The sequence below is a fragment of the Vogesella mureinivorans genome, from assembly GCF_007644035.1.
GTDB lineage: Bacteria > Pseudomonadota > Gammaproteobacteria > Burkholderiales > Chromobacteriaceae > Vogesella > Vogesella mureinivorans.
On record NZ_VMTV02000023.1, the window covers coordinates 1 to 299 of the forward strand.

The following is a 299-nucleotide window of genomic DNA, read 5'->3' on the forward strand; positions in this document are numbered from 1 at the left end:
CATATGGTCGAGCTCGCGCTTCATCTGGGTGTTCTGCAGGCTGGCATAGCCCTCGCGGCCGCCCCAGAACACGTAGTTCTCGCCGCCGAGTTCAACCGTGGCGTCCAGTGCGGCCTTGACCTGCACGGCCGCGCGTGCGACCACCGCGAAGTCCGGATTGGTCGCCGCGCCGTTCATGTAGCGCGGGTGCGAGAACAGATTGGCGGTGCCCCACAGCAGCTTGACCCCGGTCGCCTGCTGGCGCAGCTTGGCCAGCTGCACCATGTGCTGGAGATTGGCCCGGTACTCGCCGATGTCAT

At 66.2% G+C, this 299-nt stretch carries 1 protein-coding gene; it reads right to left on the bottom strand.

The features are described from left to right. The coding region (locus FLQ44_RS00940; protein WP_439144891.1) for an apurinic/apyrimidinic endonuclease family protein at positions 1 to 299 on the bottom strand (299 nt) is incomplete at both ends.